The organism is Sulfidibacter corallicola (assembly GCF_017498545.1).
GTDB lineage: Bacteria > Acidobacteriota > Holophagae > Acanthopleuribacterales > Acanthopleuribacteraceae > Sulfidibacter > Sulfidibacter corallicola.
Window position 1 is genome coordinate 4,031,760 of sequence record NZ_CP071793.1, and the last position, 15,741, is coordinate 4,047,500.

Consider the following 15,741-nt stretch of genomic DNA (forward strand, 5'->3'; position numbering starts at 1 on the left):
ACCGCCCCATTCGCCGCCGATCGAGCCGGGCTTTTGTCACAAAGGGGGCGAGGTTCCCTGATATGATGAATGTACCTTTTCGCGGGATTTCTCTCTCCCCGAGCACGTGAGACGCCAACCCCGATTCCGCCTTTACCTGCTCGATCGGCAGCCGGCCACTTCGATTCCGGTGGCGATGTCGCGAGCCTCCGAGAGTCGGTGCGGGTCGAAGGTGCTTCCCCGCGTCAAGCGTCGCGGCACTCGTCTCGAGTTCCGCCCCTTCAAATATCACATCCATGAGGTGACCGGTGACCCGTCAACGCTTTTTCATCATCGATGCTTTCGCGCACATTTTTAGAGCCTTCTACGCGGTGAAGAACATCGACCACAATGCCGTCTTCGGATTCACCATGATGCTGCGCAAACTCCTGGCCAGCGAGGACCCCGAATTTATCGCCGTTGCCTTCGATACATCCGCTCCCACGTTTCGCAAAGAGCTCTATCCCGAGTACAAGGCCAACCGCGACGCCATGCCCGAAAGCCTGGTTCCCCAGATTCCGATCATCAAGGAACTGATCGAAGCCTTCAACATTCCGATGGTGGAGGCGCCCGGCTTCGAAGCCGACGACATCATCGGCACCCTGGCCAAGCGGGCCGCCGAGAAAAACGTGCAGGCGGTGATCGTTTCCGGCGACAAGGACATGCTGCAACTGGTGCAGGGCGACGACATCGTGATGTTCGACAGTAAAAAAGGCGTCGAGTACCTCGGTGAATCCGGCATCCCCGACTTTTTCGGGTGCAAGCCCGACCAGATCATCGATCTGCTGACGATCTGGGGTGACAGCTCGGACAACGTGCCCGGCGTGCGCGGCGTGGGCGAGAAAGGCGCGAAGAAGCTGCTGGCCGAATACGGCAACCTGGACGAGATCTACAAGAACCTGGATCAAATCAAACAGAAACGGTACCGCGAGGGCTTTGCCGACGCCCGCGACCGCATCGAGCTGACGCGCACCCTGGTCACGATCCGCACCGATCTGGAACTGGCCTTCGACGAGGATACCTACCGTCGCAAAGAACCCCAGAACGACGACCTGCGCGCCCTCTACGAACGACTGAATTTCAAGACCTTGATGGAACAGGTTCCGATCACGCTGCGCCGGTGCGAGACGGAATATGAACTTTTGGACAACGAGGAGCGTCTCAAGGCCTGGTTGGACGAAATCAAGGAAAAGGCTTTCGTGGTGTTCGATATCGAGACGACATCCCTGAATCCGGTGGACGCCCAATTGGTGGGCATGGCCCTGGCGTTGGATGCCGACAAGGCGGCCTACGTACCGCTGCGGCACGAAGGCCAGGATCCGGCTTGGACCGAACGCGCCGAGACGATGCTGAAGAGCATGATGACGGACCAGAACGTCACCAAATGCGCCCACAACGCCAAATACGACATCAGCGTGCTTTTCAACAAGGGATGGGAGATCCTGGGCCGCATCGAGGACACCATGTTGATGTCCTACCTGATCAACCCCAACGATTCCCGCCACGGCATGGACGACCTGGCGGAGCAACACCTGCACTACCGCACCATCCACTTCGAGGAGGTGGCCGGGACGGGCAAGGACCAGGTGACCTTCGACAAAGTGCCGCTGGACAAGGCCTGTCAATACGCGGCCGAGGACGCCGACATCACCTTCCAGCTCTACGACAAACTGTATCCGCAGTTGAAGGATCTCGAGCTGGTCAGTGTCTACAACGTGGTGGAGCGACCCCTGATCCCGGTTCTGGCCCGCATGGAGAACGCCGGGGTCCGTGTCAACAGCGACTACCTCACGGACATGTCGGCGCGCATGGAAGACATGATCCAAGGCCTGGAAAAAGAGATCTACGAGTTGGCGGGCGAGGAATTCAACCTCAAGAGCACCAAACAGTTGGGTGAGATTCTCTTCGAAAAGCTGGGCCTTTCACCGGTCAAGAAGACCACCAAGACCAAGTCCTACAGCACCGACCAGTCGGTGTTGGAAGCCTTGGCGGCCAAAGGTCACGAAGTGCCGGCCAAAATGCTGGATTACCGCATGGTGACCAAGCTCAAATCGACGTACGTGGACGCCCTGCCCGACATGATCAACGCGACGACGGGCCGGGTGCACAGCTCCTTCAACCAGTTCGTGGCCGCCACCGGCCGGCTTTCTTCCAACAACCCCAACCTGCAGAACATCCCGATCCGCACGGAAATGGGCCGCGACATTCGCGCGGCGTTCATCCCGCGCGAGGGCTGGGTGATGGTGGCCGCCGACTATTCTCAGATCGAATTGCGGTTGATGGCCCACTTCAGCAAGGACGAGACGCTGGTCGGCGCCTTCCGTCAGGGCGAGGACATTCACCGACGTACCGCGGGTGAGATCATGGGTGTCGTGCCGGACCTGGTGACCGACGACATGCGCCGCGCCGCCAAGAGCATCAACTTCGGGTTGATCTACGGCATGGGCGATTTCCGGCTGGCTCAGGAACTGGGCATTCCGCGCAAGAAGGCGCGCGAATACATCGAAACCTATTTCGAGAAAATGCCCAAGGTCTTGTCCTTTCGCGACGAGGTCATCGCCAAGGCGCGCGAAGCCGGCGAAGTCCGAACCTATTTCGGCCGCCACCGCCAGCTCCCCGAACTGCAGTCCCGCAACAAGAACATGCAGAACCAGGGCGAACGCCTGGCGGTCAACACCCTGATTCAGGGAACCGCTGCAGAGATCATCAAACTGGCGATGATCCACCTGGACGAAGCGCTTTCCCAATCCGATCTGCACGCGTCCATGTTGCTCCAGGTCCACGATGAACTGGTCCTGGAGTGCCCCAGCGAAGAAGCGGAGCGCGTGGGAGCCTTACTGCAGGAGACCATGGAGAACGTGGTGCATTTCGAAGTGCCGCTGGTCGCCGAGGTCCACACCGGCCACAACTGGAAAGAAACGAAATAATTTGGGGAAGACGGCCTTTGGCCGGCTTCCATCGACGAGGCAAGTCATGACGCTCTTAGATCCCAACTCAGCCCCATCCTTCACGCGCAGGTCGCGCCGCATCGTCCGGCTCTTGCTGCGCGCGACCTGGATGATTGCGCTCACGGCCCTCCCCGCCGCGGCCCAGACCGAAAACAAGCCGGCGGACAAGAAGGTCGACGGCGGCAGGGCAAGAATTAACGGCCCCCAGGTGGACCAGGTCGCCCGCCAGCCCGGGAAGAGTCCGCACGCCATGATCGGCGCCATGTTCGACAACATCGAAAAATACTGGCTGCCCATGGAATACGAAAAGGCGGGCCAAATGGAAGTCCGCGCCACCCTGGATGCCAGCCTGCCGGCCCATCGACTGGACCGGCGCCTCAAGGACGCGGGTTCCATGGATTTCGACGTCAGCTTCGAAGGGATCATGACGCCGGACGGACGCCATCGGATAAGCCTCGACGGAGATTTCGGCGAAGTGGAAATGATCGACGACCACAAGCGCAACTTCCTTGCGAGCCACGATTTCAAGGCCTTCTCCGACACGCCCATCCGAGCTCGTCAGAGCAACGCCAACCTCACCAATTACCGCAGTTACATGCTGCGCAGGCTGGGCGCCCTGAGACACCAGATCTTGGAGAGTGGGCAGTATCGCGCGGTGTATCGCGGAACAGGGCTGTTCGAGAACAACGATGTGGAAGTGATCAACATCTACAAACCGCAACCGAAAAACGCCAAAAAGAAGAATCGCAAGGCACCGATCCCGTTGAACCGGATTTGGACCTTTTGGCAAGACGGCGGTTATGAAGTGTGGCTGTACCGCGCCACGCACCTACCGGCGGTGGTGTTCTACACCAATACACGGGACAACGTGTTCGCGAACCTGACCTTCCACTACGACGACCGCTGGATGCCCACCCGCATCGTGTTCAACAACAATTCGGTCAACGCCGAGGGCCGCGGGGACCTGGTGTTGACCTACGACAGCCAAAAACTCGTGCGCGGGTTCAGCCTGGATTTCGAGGGTAACAACGGCATGTCGCTGCGACTGGACACCACGCTTTCGTTCGGCGGCAAGCCGGAAGACAACCTGTTCCGCGTCTTGCCACCGTTCGGGTTCAAGAAGCTGAATCGGGATCACCTTCAGTTGATGTTGTTGACGCAGGTCTCGGGCAACCTCCTGAAACTCAAGAAGCACGGCTTCAATTTGAAAAATTTCAAATTCTGATTCGTGCGGTCGATCCGGATGCTTCGTTCGATTTCCCCTTCATTTCCCATCAAAGCGGCGGTTTTGCTTTGGGCGCTGAGTTCGTGCCCTGCCCTGTGGGCGCAGCGGTATGCGTTCCACAACCTGTCCATCGAGAACGGGTTGCCGCAATCGTCGATTCGCGCCCTGCATCAGGACGCCAAGGGATTCCTGTGGTTCGGCACGCTGGCGGGCGTGCGTCGATTCGATGGGGTGGAATTCAGGAACCCGTTTTTGCGGGATGTGGAGCGTCTGCATGCGGCGCGATTCATCACCGAGGATTCGCGAGGGCGGGTCTGGATCGCCACCGACCGCGGCGCCGTGACCTACAGTGACAACGGAATCCAACACTACAAAGACTTCGACGGCATTCAGAGCCCGACCCTGAACCACATCATCGAGGACAGCCAGGGCTGGATCTGGTTCGCCACCAACTTTGGTATCAGTGTCCTGAAGCAGGACGGCACGATTCGTAACTTCGGGCCCAGCGACGGTCTCGAACCCCACAACGTGAACCGCCTTTACGAAGATCATCAGGGCCACATCTGGCTGGGCACCGACAACGGCCTGCTGGTCTACGATCGGACGAGCTTTCGCGACAAGGGATTGGAGCTGGGTTTGCCGCCCGTGCGCATCCGCCACCTGTTCGGCGAAAACAGCCAAGCCGTTTGGATCGGCACGGACAACGGCCTCTACGCCTGGGTCGACCGACGCCTGCACCACTACGACGCTCAATCCGGACTGGGCGGCAACAGCGTGCGCGCCATCGTGCGCGACCGCGCCGGATACCTCTGGACCGGTCACGAAAACGGCGTGTGCCGCCTCGATTTGAGTGCCGGCTACGCCCAACCGCGCAAACTGAACCTGACTTCCGCCAACGGGCTGTGCGAAGGATCGGTGTTTCACATCATCGAAGACCGCGAGGGCAACCTCTGGTTCGGTACCAACTCCGGCGCCAGCAAGCTCAACAATCTGGCGTTCGTCAGCTTCACCAAGGACCAGGGCATGGGTTCCGACGTCTGGTCCATCGTCCAGGAAGAGAGTGGGCGGCTGTGGTTGGGTACCCAACGCGGCGTCTACTCGCTGGAACCCGATCTGGAAAACGCCGTCATCACGCCTTGGCGCCGCAATCAGGACCTGCCCTCCCAGGAGGTGCGCGGACTGCATCTGGAGAAGGACGGCACGCTTTGGCTGGCGACCCGGCACGGCCTGGCCCGCCACCGCGACGGGCATCTGAAGATCTGGACCCGCGACGACGGATTGCCCGACGACTTCATGCGCAACCTCCACAAGGACCGCGAGGGCCGGCTTTGGGCGGCTACGGAAAACGGGGGCCTGATCTACCTGACCGCATCCGATGACGAAACCCTTCATTTTTTGGGTCCATCCAATGGGTTGCCCACCAAACGGGTGTTCTGCACCTATCAAGCGCGCAACGGGAGACTGTGGTTCGGCACGGAAAGCGGCCTGGCCTACCTGGACGGGGATCCCGCCGAAAACCGCATCCAGGTCCTCAGCGAGCGCGACGGGTTGCCCTACAACCGCGTCCTGTGTGTGAACGAGGATGCGGAGGGCCGCATCTGGGTGGGCACCACCTTCGGCATGGCCTACTACCAAAACGGTGAATTCCACAATTTCACGCGGGCGAACGGGTTGCACGACGAGTTCATCTACTTCCTGATCTTCGATCGCAATCAAGCGCTGTGGATGGGCACCAACAAGGGCGTCACTCGTTACCAAAACGACCATTTCCATCACTTCAACACCCATCACGGCCTGGCCTTCAACGAGATGAACGTCAACGCCGCGCTCCTGGACCGCGACGGCCGGCTCTGGTTCGGGTGCCGGGGCGGGGTCAACCGCGTCAATCCCGATTCGGTCATCATCAACCACACTCGGCCCCCGGTGTACATCACCGACTTCGCCGTGCTCAACAAGTCGCGCCCGGCGGTACCGAACCAGGAGCTCAAGCACAACGAAAACCACGTCCGCATCCAATTCGCGGCCCTCAGCTATGCCGTGCCGGAATCGACCCTGTTCCGCCACAAACTGGTAGGGCTGGACAGCGAATGGCAGGTGGGCACCGATCGGGTGGTGCAATACGCGTCCCTGCCGCCCGGGCAGTACTCGCTGGTGGTGGAGGCACAGAACGAAGCGGGCTTGTGGAGCGAGCAGCCGGCCACCTTCGGTTTCACCATCAAGCCGCCCTATTGGCGCAGGCCCTGGTTCATCGGGTTCGGCGTCTTCTTCCTGATCACCCTGATTTACCTGCGCATCAAGGACCTGCAAAAGCGCAACGACATCCTGGCCCGCGAGGCCGAACTTCTACTGGAAAAGGTCGAGGCCGAAAAGGCGATCGAACTGCGCCAGGAAGCCGAAATACGCCTGTTGCACTCCCAGATGAATCCCCACTTCCTTCAGAACGCGCTCAACACGGCGATCTACTTCGCGGGCAACGATACGGAGAAGGCCAAGAAGATCCTGCGCAAATTGAGTCAAATCTTCCGCATGAATCACAAGGCCACGCTCGAAGGCTGGTCGACGCTGGCAGCGGAGATCACGCTTATCGAAAACTACATGGAAATTCAGCAGTTGCGCTTCTCCGACAAGCTCACCTACTCCGCCGACTGCCCGCCCGATCTGTTGGAAGAAGTGATCCCCGGATTCATCATTCAACCCCTGGTGGAAAATGCGGCCGTGCACGGGGTGCGCAATACCCTGGACCCGGTCCAAGTCACCCTGACCTGTCGCGGCTCCGACGACGAGATCCATGTGGCGGTCGCCAACAACGGCCAGCCGCTCAAGCGTCCCTTTCAGGACTTTCTCTCCGAAGAACATGCGCTGGGCAACATCAACAAGCGCCTGCACTTGTTGTACAACAGAAATCTCCATTACAGCTACGAGGATGGCAATCTCATCTTCTCGTTCAGCATGAGGCGACGCCATGAAAGTCATACTGGTGGATGACGAGCCCGCGGCACGAGGACTGCTGCGCGACCAATTGGAAGCCTTCGAAGACATCGAAATCGTCGCGGAGGCCAAGAACGGTGTCGAAGCGATCGTTCAAATCAACGACCACGCGCCCGACCTGGTTTTTTTGGACATACAGATGCCGGTGCTCGACGGCTTCGACATTCTGCCCTATCTGAAAGAGCGGCCCATGATCGTGTTCTGCACGGCGTTCGATCAATACGCGCTCAAGGCATTCGAGGAGCAGGCTTTGGACTACCTGCTCAAACCGGTGGAGGACGACCGGCTCGACAAATGCCTGAAACGGGTTCGCCGCGAATGGGCCAAGATCGAGAACCTGGGCAAGGTGGTCGCCAACGAGCGCGGCCTCGAGAAAATCGTGTGCCAGCAGAACCAGGTCCACCTGGTCGTGTGGCTGAAGGACGTGGCCCTGTTCCGGAAAGAGGGCCGCTACACGCTCGCCATGGGCCTGAACGGCTCCGAGTACCTGACCGACTTGACGATCGCCCACCTCGCGGAGGAAATCAAGGATCCCAACTTCTTCCAGATCAACCGCTCGGTGATCATTCGCAAACAGATCGTGCGCAGTTTTCGGGTGCTCGGCTCAGGCGCGGGGGAACTGACCACCGCCGACTTCGGCAGCTTTTCGTTGAGCCGCAGCCGCGTGGTCGATTTCCGCGCCTGGCTTCAGGAGAAATGATGCGGGGTCGACGGTATCCGGGCGAGCCGTTCGTGGTACGCGCCGGATTCGCCGATCAATACACCTTGCTGATCGCTTCCAACGGTTTGCGCGTGAGATTGGGGACGCGGGTGCCTTCTTTGGGGTAACCGACCGGCAGGAGAATGACCGGCACCTCGTTCTTGGGTCGCTCGAGGATTTCGTTGAGAAATCCCATGGGGTTGGGCGTGTGCGTCAGGGTCGCCAGACCGGCGTTGTGAAGCGCGGCAATGAGCATGCCCGCGGCGATGCCCACCGATTCGTTGACGTAGTAGTTCTTGTGGCGTTTGCCGTCGATCACCTTGTAGTTCTCCTTGAAGATGATGATGACCGCCGGCGCGATATCGATGAATTCCTTGACGTGGTCGGTTCCGAAAATCGCCAGGTCCCGCTTCCAATCCTCGGGAAAACGCTGCTCGTAATTGATGCGCTCTTCCTTTTCGGCGGCGAGCCGGATCTGGTGCTTGATATGGGAATCCCTTACCACCGCGAAGAACCAGGGCTGTTTGTGCGCGCCTGAGGGAGCGGTGCTGGCCGTGCGGATGGCGTTGTCGATGACCTCGGCGGGGACGTCCTCGTCGCTGAACTCTCGAACGGTACGGCGTCGATCGGAAAACGCGTACCAATCGCTGGAACGCTGGATCATCTCCTCGCGCGAAAAACGCTCGAAATAAAAAGGTACAAAATGGTCCGGGTATGTCATGTTCGGTTGCTCCTCATCGCATTGCATCGATGGGAAAGCCCAATAAAGCCAAAAAGGTGCCCTGTCGATTCCTCGGTGCTGCGGACGACGGGGAAGCGGAATGGCGTCAGTATACCACGCACCAACGATAAACAAATCCATACATGATCTATATTTATCATCTATTTTTTTTATTGATGAAAATGAATTCGATTCGCAGGATATGCGTGTATGCTTCTAGGTACGCACCAATCATCCACCGTCCCGCTTCGGTTCCCGGTAAACCCGACTCATCCGTTTGGTGGTTGTTCGGCCGGCTCGACGCCAGCACGGTCAAAGGCGTCCGCGAAACCAAGGCCACCCGAGGCACCGATCGCCCGAGCGCGGCAATTCGAGCCGCCAGGATGGGATCGGGCCCTCGCGAATCCGGCCCTCCACCAGGCATCTTGACCCCCCGTCGAAACCCACCTTTTTGGTTCGGCGTAAGTATGGTCAGGTTTCCCAAACAGTGGATCGATTGATGACCCGCCAAGTCCAGTGTTGACATAGGGAAAGGGTCTTCCGCAATTGCGGTTCGAGGATTTGAGGCACGAGAGGTAGACATGTTCACCCCCAAGACACGCGCAGACCGCCGACTCCATCGTCAAGGCAACACATCGCACGACCTGCAAATCAACGGTCCTTCTCGGCACAAGGTAGGCCTCGGGATGGCCACCTTGCTTTGCCTTGGCTTGGTCTTTCCGTCGGTTTCACCCCTTTTCGGCGGTCGTCGCGTATCGGTGGAAAAGGTATGGATCGAAAACGAGGAGGGGGTTCCCTTCCAAATCAGATCCACGATTCAGGACCGCCAAGGGTTTATCTGGATTCACACCGATTACGGCCTGTATCGCTTCGACGGTTACGAATACCATCAGATCAAGCCCAAGCGCGGCAATCCCTACACCATCATCAGCGACAAGGTCACCTTTCTTTTCAACGACAGCGAAGGACGGCTCTGGATCGGCACCGAAAAAGGACTCTCACGCTACGAGTCCGATACCGGCCATTTCATCAATTACGAACACCGGCCCGACGAACCCTCGACCCTGCTGGACCCCGCCATGCGCGACATCACCCAGGACGCCGACGGCATCATCTGGGTGGCCTCCGCAAAAGGTCTCAACCGACTCGATCGAGACGAGAAGAGTTTCCGTCGCCACGAACTGCCCGTTCCGAAGCCGGAAGCGGAACCGGAAAACGATTTCGAATCGGGTTTTTTGCCACGGGAGCGGCGCATCAACACCGTGATCACGGATCGATCGAATCGAATCTGGCTGGGTGCGAACCACGGATTGTTCCGCTTCGATCGGGAAAAAGAAAAGTTCGTCTCGGGACCGGAAATCGAGAAAGAGGACGGTGAGACGGTGGGTGTCGCCTCGGCCTACGCCGATCGCGACAGACTCTGGTTGTTCTTGCGGAGCGGTGAAAAAAACAGCCGCCTGGTCTACTTGGATGAAAGCGGCGAAACCTACCATCCCTTCAAACTGGAAGGCGCAAGGGCACCCGATCCGGATCGTTTCGATCCGACAAAAATGCTGCGGGACAGCCATGGCCGATTGTGGATCGGTACCTCCCGCCAAGGTGTGTTTCGTTTCGAAGAGCAGATGCGGACCTGGGAACACTTCACCAACCTGCCCGAGAAAGAGAACGCCCTGTTCATGGGCCAGGTCTCCACACTCATGGAAGACATGGGCGGCATCATCTGGGTCGGTACCGAATCCGGCCTCAACAAGATCCTCCTGAGCACCAACAATTTCTTCCACCTGTCTTCGGTGGAGGGCGACCCCCGCACCCTCAGTTCCCGCAACGTCCGAACCATTGTCCGCGACAGCAAGGGTACGCTGTGGGTCGGTACCGAGAAAGGCCTCAACCGCCGTCCCATCGGCGATCGGGTGTTCTACCATTATTTCGCCGATCCAGAAGACAAGTACAGCCTGTTGGACGACAACATCACGCGCATCGTGGAAGACAACAGCGGCCGCATATACGTGGCGACCCATTCGCAAATTCACCTCTATCGACCGAAGACCGACGACTTCAAGCGGCTGTTGCCCAAGGAAGAGATCGCCAAGTTCAAATACATTTTCGGAATGACCGCCGATGCCTGGGACAACATCTGGATCTCGGGCGAAGCCAAGGAAGGTCACGCGATCACCGTGTACCGCGCCAACACCGGCAAGATATCTTCGTTCGTCAGTGACCCGAAAAATCCCGGCGCGCTGCCCACCGAAACCGTTTTCAGCGTGTACACCGACAGCAAGGAGCGAACTTGGGTCGCCACCTATCAGCACGGTCTCAGTCTGTACAAGCCCAAGAAGAAGAAATTCGTCCATTTCCGCTACGAGAGCGACAACCCTCAATCCCTGGGCGCCCTGTCGGTGTATTCCATCGTGGAAGACAAGAAGGGCAAGCTGTGGATGAGCACCGACGAGGGGTTGAGTCGCCTGGATCCGGAAACCGGCAAGTTCCGCAATTATTACGGCAAGGACCGCGTGCCCGAGCGCGACCTGCGCGGCATCGTTCTGGACGACAAGGGTTACCTCTGGTTGAGCCACGAAAAGGGTCTCACCCGCTACTATCCCGAAACGCGCGAGGCGGTCCATTACAACCTGCGCGACGGCCTCAACAACCGCTTCAATTGGGGTTCGTTCGGCACCGATAAAAAGGGAGAGATCTATTTCGGCGGCAGCAACGGCATCACCTATTTCCACCCCAAGGAAGTTCGCGCGAGCTCGTTCGTGCCGCCGTTGGCCATCACCTATATCCAGAGCAACGAAAAGGGCCTCACCCGGTTCGACATGTTGGGCGGCGAGGAACCCCGCCTGAACCACGACGGGAACTACATGAAGATCGGGCTGACCGCCCTGGATTTTTCCAATCCCCGCCGCAATCTGTACCGCTACAAACTGGAACCGCGCGATGATGAATGGTCCAGCCCGGTGACCAACAGAAGCGTTTATTTCAAGGCGCTGGATCCCGGTGAGTATACGCTGCGACTGCAGGGTTCCAACAGCAACGGACGCTGGAGCGAACTGTCCCAGGAACTGCGATTCTCGGTGGTGCCGCCGTTCTGGCGCACCAAGCTGGCGTTCCTGCTCTACGCGATCATGATTCCCAGCGCCCTGTACGGGCACCATCAATGGCGTCTGCGGCAGATTCGGACGCGGGCCGCGGAACTGGAAGTCCTGGTCGAGGAGCGCACCATCAGCTTGGTCGCCGAAAAGAAAAAGACCGAGGCCCAGGCCCAGAAGCTGTTGGAACTGGACCGGCTGAAGACCCAGTTCTTCTCCAACGTGTCCCACGAATTCCGCACCCCGCTGACCCTGATCATCGGTCCTCTGGAAACCATGCTGTCGCACGCGAGCGGTTCACCGTCCGAGCGATTGCAGAGCCAGCACGAGGTCATGCTGCGCAACGCCCGTCGCCTGCTGCGGCTCATCAACCAACTTCTCGACATCTCCAAACTGGAAGCCGGCAGCATGGCGTTGATCGCGCGCCCGCTCAAGATCACCAAATTCGTCAAGCCCATCGCCTTCGCCTTTCACAGTCTGGCCAAGGCCAACGGCATCAAGCTGGAAGTGACCAGCGTGGACGATGACCTCGAAGTCTACTTCGATCCCGAAAAGGTGGAGAAGATTCTGTTCAACCTGTTGGGGAACGCCTTTCAATTCACCTCCAGCGGCGGCGAGATCAAGGTCGCGATCTCGGTCATCACCGACAAGCTCAATCGCGATGCCGCTCAAATCGCCGTGTCCGATACCGGCACCGGGATCCATCCCGACCAGTTGGAGATCATCTTCGACCGCTTCCGGCAGGCCGACGGATCCATCACGAGGGAGCGCGAGGGAACGGGCATCGGGCTCTCGCTGGTCAAGGAACTGGTGGGCCTGCACCGCGGCGAGATCTGGGTGGAAACCGAGCTCGGCAAGGGCAGCACGTTCTACGTGAGCCTGCCGCTCGGCAAGAACCACTTGAAACCGTCGGAGATACGCGGCGCGGGCGCCGAAGAGGACGAATTCCTGAACCCCACCCAGGCCAAGATCGAGCTCGCCCACCTGCGGGCCGAAAAAGATTACGCGGCCGCCGTCTGCGACGGTACCCTGGGCGAGTCGATTCTGATCGTCGACGATCATCCCGATATCCGCGACTACATCAAGAGCGCCATGTCGCAACAGTACCGCATCCTCGAGGCGGTCGACGGCAGCCACGGCCTCGAAGTCGCCCGCAAACAGAAGCCCGACCTGATCATCAGCGACGTCATGATGCCCAACATGGACGGGTACGAGATGTGCCGCCAGATCCGCAAGGACCGCGACCTGAAACACATCCCCATCATCATGCTGACCGCCAAGGCCAGTGACGAAATGAAGGTGGAGGGTTTGGAGATCGGGGCCAACGATTATCTCTCCAAGCCTTTCAACGTGCGCGAACTGTCCGCCCGGGTCCGCAACCTGTTGAGTATTCGCGAGCAGGAGCGATCCATGAAACGGTCATTGGAAATGGCCCACAAGGCCCAGGTGTGCATGTTGCCCACCGCGGTTCCCCACATCGACGGCTTGGATATCGCCTCCTTCTCCCAGCCGGCGCGGGAAGTCGGCGGTGATTATTTCGATTTCGTGATGCGCGATCCCCGTCGCCTCGGCGTGGTGATCGGCGACGTATCGGGCAAGGGCATGCCGGCCGCACTGTACATGACGATGGCCAAGGGGTTGGTTCAGGCCTACTCGGCGGGAACCGACTCCCCCAAGGAAGCGCTGTCGCAGATCAACCGCCAATTCCACCGGGCTTCCGCCGCCAACATCTTCCTGAGTTTGCAATACGCCCTTCTTGATGCCGAGCAGGGCCAGATGATCATTTCCAACGCGGGTCACAATCCCGTCTTGCTGCACAGTCCCTCGCGCGGCGAATCCAACTTCCTCAAGACCTCCGGTATGGCGGTCGGGCTCGAGGGCGGCGAGGTCTTCGACAAGGTGGTGCAGGACGTCCAGATTCCGTTCCACCCAGGTGACGTCATGCTGTTCTACACCGACGGCATTGTCGAGGCCATGAACGACCGCAACGAGGTCTTCGGCGAGGATCGCCTGATGGAGGTCATCAAGGACACCGATCACCTTTCCGCCAAGGATATACTCGAACGCATCCGACATGAATACAGCAGGTTCGTGGCCGGCATGGATCAGTTCGACGACATGACCGCCGTCGTCATCAAGGTCCCTGCGGCTCAGGAGGGCAAGTCCGCGGCCTGATCGCGGCCGACGCTGCGCCCAAATGGCAACCGTTTCACCCGAGCGGGTCGTGGCCACGATCCCGGCCCGCCGTTCCTGCGAGTTACCCCTGCCATCGACCTGTCCTCGGGAGGGCCCCAGGCCCCTCGAGGCCCGGCCCTTTTTATGGACCCGAACTTTCACGACGTGTTATAAGATGGGTTCAATTACGAGCCCCAGACCATGAGCTGAACATCGTGAACGCGCCACGTCATTCGAAACCGGTTTCCCAATTTCCGCATCGAGCCGATCCAAGCGCTTCGAGACGAATCGGTTTTGCGCGTTTGCGCCCCTGGATGGCTAAAGGCCTCGCCGAGACCCCATTCCGGTCGCAAGGGCCAGGATCCGCACACATCGAATAGAGGATACGCACATTGAATATCGACCGTGACATCATCGAACTCATCGCTTTGACACGCTGTCCCGCCTGCAAAACGAATGGTTCCCTGGTCCCGACCGACAAGCCCGCGCAGTTCGATCTTTCCATGCCACTCAGTGACATCACGATCCGTTGCGAACAGTGTGACGAGCCTTATCCCATGACCGAAGACATGATCCCGATCGTTTGGTCCCCGAGCCTCAAACAGGTATTTCTCGATATCAACAAGGATCCTGGCGACGACAGCACCACGGTCAGCAACATGTCCGCGAACATGACCATCTACGACAAGAACTCGGAGAACTACAGCAAACACGCCCGGCAAAAAGACACGCTTAGCAGAAGAGTGAAAAAATCCGTCGAAATCCTGTTCCCGGACGGCAAGACCGAGGGCGCCCTGCACCTGGACTGGGCCTGTGGACCCGGTCACGTCCTGAGCTGGCTGAGGGAATTCGGCTTTCGCCAAATCGGACTGGACGTCTCGCTGGTGAACCTGCGCAACGCGCGACGCCACACCGGTTGTCGGGTGATCTGCGGCGATGCGTCCGACATGCCGTTCTCGAACGACACCTTTCAACTCGTCACGGAAGCCTCGGCGCTGCACCATATTCTGGACTGGAAGGCGGCGATCCGTGAATCGTGCCGCATCACCAGTGCGGATGGCGCCATCGTCATGGATGCGGAACCCAGCGATTTGCAGATGGCCTGGAGCCCGTTGGCGATCGCCGTGTTCAACGCCCGTTTTCCGGTTTACAAAGTGCTCAGCTACTTCATGAAGGACAAGTACATCTTCCGCGATACCAAGCAGGCCAAATTGAACCTGTTAGCCGAAATTCACCACCAGCCCGGCACCGGGTTCCCGCTGGACGTTCTGCGGGATACCTTCAAAGAGGGCGGTTTTCTAGCCGAAGTGGTCATGTCGCCGGACGCGGAAATGAAATCCCGACCCAACGTAACCTGGAAGAGCATTTTGCTGAACGTGCTCAGTGCACGCAACCCCTGGAACCCGAAGTACGGTAGTTTCACCACGATCGCGACGGCCAAGACGAAGTCGTGAGTTCGTACTGACGCGTTGCCCGCGTCGAGGGGATCGACTCGAGCACGGTTCGGCCCCGGTGTTTCTCTCGGCCGACGGGCTCTTCGAGGGTTTTTGCTTCGTTGGCGGCGTTTGGGGAGCGGGTGGGCTTCGCTCTTTGGCCCGGATCACCTTCGAAGCTTGGGTCGCTTCGATCAGTTCAGCCGGCGGCTGAACCTACCTGGCCCGACGTCTCTCTTGGCCCAGGGGCTCTTCGGAGGATTTTGCTTCGTTGAAGGCATTTAGGGGGACGGGTGAGCTTCGCTCTTGGGTTTGGCGCCTCCCCGAAATCTGGATGGCTTCGTTTTGGACAAAAAAAATGCCGATCCCCGTAAGGATCGGCATTTTCTTTTGTTTAGCTCTGGCGGTGACCTACTTTCCCAAGGCGTCACGCCCCAGTATCAT

At 59.1% G+C, this 15,741-nt stretch carries 7 protein-coding genes and 1 rRNA gene (1 of these 8 cut by a window edge); 6 read left to right on the plus strand and 2 right to left on the minus strand.

Going from position 1 to position 15,741, the window contains the following annotated elements; all coding sequences use genetic code 11:
• The first annotated feature begins 287 nt into the window (after positions 1 to 287).
• The 4 genes from polA to J3U87_RS11910 are packed head-to-tail and all read left to right on the plus strand — an operon-like array spanning position 288 to position 7,879.
• Positions 288 to 2,945, plus strand: coding sequence for a DNA polymerase I (polA, locus tag J3U87_RS11895; protein ID WP_237383259.1), 2,658 nt, complete (start codon positions 288 to 290; stop codon positions 2,943 to 2,945).
• Positions 2,946 to 2,991: 46 nt separating this feature from the next.
• On the plus strand, positions 2,992 to 4,191 hold the full coding sequence (locus tag J3U87_RS11900) for a hypothetical protein (protein WP_237383260.1): 1,200 nt from the start codon (positions 2,992 to 2,994) through the stop codon (positions 4,189 to 4,191).
• Between the two features lie 18 nt (positions 4,192 to 4,209).
• Positions 4,210 to 7,176: a sensor histidine kinase gene (locus J3U87_RS11905; protein WP_237383261.1), complete on the plus strand. Its 2,967-nt coding sequence runs from the start codon at positions 4,210 to 4,212 to the stop codon at positions 7,174 to 7,176.
• Complete coding sequence (locus J3U87_RS11910) at positions 7,154 to 7,879, plus strand: LytR/AlgR family response regulator transcription factor (RefSeq protein WP_237383262.1); 726 nt, start codon at positions 7,154 to 7,156, stop codon at positions 7,877 to 7,879. The genes J3U87_RS11905 and J3U87_RS11910 overlap by 23 nt, the downstream gene beginning before the upstream one ends.
• Before the next feature lie 55 nt (positions 7,880 to 7,934).
• On the opposite strand, the gene J3U87_RS11915 is transcribed toward J3U87_RS11910, so the two are convergent.
• Positions 7,935 to 8,600 carry a nitroreductase family protein gene (locus tag J3U87_RS11915; protein WP_237383263.1) on the minus strand — a complete coding sequence of 222 codons (666 nt, stop codon included), beginning with the start codon at positions 8,598 to 8,600 and terminating at the stop codon, positions 7,935 to 7,937.
• A gap of 686 nt (positions 8,601 to 9,286) precedes the next feature.
• Between J3U87_RS11915 and J3U87_RS11920 the strand changes: the two genes are divergently transcribed.
• Together J3U87_RS11920 and J3U87_RS11925 are read left to right on the plus strand one after the other, a co-directional pair.
• Positions 9,287 to 13,864 carry a SpoIIE family protein phosphatase gene (locus tag J3U87_RS11920; protein ID WP_237383264.1) on the plus strand — a complete coding sequence of 1,526 codons (4,578 nt, stop codon included), beginning with the start codon at positions 9,287 to 9,289 and terminating at the stop codon, positions 13,862 to 13,864.
• A 392-nt stretch (positions 13,865 to 14,256) separates the two neighbouring features.
• A complete protein-coding gene (locus J3U87_RS11925; protein WP_237383265.1) occupies positions 14,257 to 15,318 on the plus strand; it encodes a class I SAM-dependent methyltransferase in 1,062 nt (353 codons plus the stop codon).
• 377 nt (positions 15,319 to 15,695) lie between these two features.
• Here J3U87_RS11925 and rrf read toward each other — a convergent pair.
• A 5S ribosomal RNA gene (gene rrf, locus J3U87_RS11930) occupies positions 15,696 to 15,741 on the minus strand (it continues 70 nt past the right edge of the window).

What these genes read in the sequence shown, in the direction of transcription:
- J3U87_RS11900 (WP_237383260.1), top strand. Translation starts at nt 2,992, where the DNA reads ATGACGCTCTTAGATCCCAACTCAGCCCCATCCTTCACGCGCAGGTCG.
- J3U87_RS11905 (WP_237383261.1), top strand. Translation starts at nt 4,210, where the DNA reads ATGCTTCGTTCGATTTCCCCTTCATTTCCCATCAAAGCGGCGGTTTTG.
- J3U87_RS11910 (WP_237383262.1), top strand. Translation starts at nt 7,154, where the DNA reads ATGAAAGTCATACTGGTGGATGACGAGCCCGCGGCACGAGGACTGCTG.
- J3U87_RS11915 (WP_237383263.1), bottom strand. Translation starts at nt 8,600, where the DNA reads ATGACATACCCGGACCATTTTGTACCTTTTTATTTCGAGCGTTTTTCG.
- J3U87_RS11920 (WP_237383264.1), top strand. Translation starts at nt 9,287, where the DNA reads ATGGCCACCTTGCTTTGCCTTGGCTTGGTCTTTCCGTCGGTTTCACCC.